The sequence below is a fragment of the Thiorhodococcus mannitoliphagus genome (assembly GCF_010915725.1).
GTDB classification, from domain to species: domain Bacteria; phylum Pseudomonadota; class Gammaproteobacteria; order Chromatiales; family Chromatiaceae; genus Thiorhodococcus; species Thiorhodococcus mannitoliphagus.
Window position 1 is genome coordinate 1 of sequence record NZ_JAAIJR010000395.1, and the last position, 758, is coordinate 758.

Annotated in this window: 2 protein-coding genes; one reads left to right on the forward strand and one right to left on the reverse strand. The window is 66.8% G+C overall.

The window, feature by feature from the left end; all coding sequences use genetic code 11:
• A partial coding sequence (locus tag G3480_RS27085; RefSeq protein ID WP_164657271.1) for a hypothetical protein occupies positions 1–272 on the forward strand: 272 nt, incomplete at its 5' end.
• A gap of 15 nt (positions 273–287) precedes the next feature.
• Here the strand turns inward: G3480_RS27085 and G3480_RS27090 are convergent.
• A partial coding sequence (locus G3480_RS27090) for a TlpA family protein disulfide reductase (protein WP_164657272.1) occupies positions 288–758 on the reverse strand: 471 nt, incomplete at its 5' end.

The following is a 758-nucleotide window of genomic DNA, read 5'->3' on the forward strand; positions in this document are numbered from 1 at the left end:
CCGATGATCCGCTGTTGGAGGACCTGCTGGACCTTGCGGAAGGGCTCCCGAACGTGCTGCTCTGGCTACCGTTGGCCAAGCCCCCCGATGCGGTGCTCGAAGGCTGCGTGTGCTCTGCGCTCCAGGCTCTGAATGTGCGCTGGAGCGAAGACGATCCGATGCCGGGCTGTCGGCTCCTCTACCGCTTTGCTTCCGAGCGTGTCAGGCGACGCCTCATCGCAGCCGTGGAGGCCGTGGCCCGGACGATGGGCTGGGAGTGGCAACGGCGATGAGCGGATGCAGCGGGGTCAGTCGAAACGCTTCGGTTTGATCTCGCCGGCTTGATAGGCGCGCAGACGCGCGAGGATCTCCTCGGCCGTCAAGTAGCCGATGTAGCGAAACCAGGTGCGGCCATCAGGCCCGATCAGGGCATGCTGCGGGATGGTGCGCACCGAGTGTCCCTCCGTGGTGACCATGGCAGGATCAAATCCATATTGGCTCGCCCAGGCGCGCGCCTGCCCGAGCGTTGCCGGCTGGAAGGGCTCACCGCCACTGGTCAGGTTCATGACGAAGCGACTCGAAGGCGGTGCCGCGCGCGCGGCAACGCGCACTTCCGGGGCCTGCCCACGACTCGCCGTGCACCAGGGTGCCCCGTAGCTCACCCAGACAAATTCCCCTGGATAGGCGCAGACATCGACGCTGCCGCCCGCCGCGCTCTTCCAGGGAGGATCGCGCTCCATCGGGCTTTGGCAGCCGCCGGATTCGTCCCAGCGTGTGTA